Genomic DNA, 404 nt, shown 5'->3' on the forward strand with positions numbered 1-404 from the left:
ATCGGGCTGCTCACTTTGTCCACTCCACGCGGGTGGACCGTTACACCGTTTACCCGCCTTGCAGACAAGTCATCCGCCGATCAGGTGCCTGATGCAAAGCCTCGAGTTGTGACTTAAGCGCTGCTGTAATCTAATTTCAATGCTGCTATATTACGCGTACGCGTTATGAATTTATTTTGTGCAGTGTCAGGGCGCAAATCTTCATCGGGGAAGGTTTTCACATGGTGGGGTTTAAACGGTTTGTATGGATTCCTGTGCTCGCGGCTGTTGTAGCACGGTTCTATCTGTTCCCCCTACCGGAACACTTAGAAAACGCTTCAGCGGCTGATTGGGCGCTGGCGCTATTCCATGTTATTGCCGGCACGGCTATTGGTGTCAGTTTGGGGCATTTTCGGAATGGATTT

1 protein-coding gene is annotated in these 404 nt (G+C 50.7%); it reads left to right on the plus strand.

The window, feature by feature from the left end:
- Positions 1-221 precede the first annotated feature (221 nt).
- On the plus strand, positions 222-404 hold a 183-nt coding region (locus tag AC3XQU_RS23110; RefSeq protein WP_489876494.1), incomplete at its 3' end, for a hypothetical protein.

This window comes from Telluria sp. AZSoR62 (genome assembly GCF_058111565.1).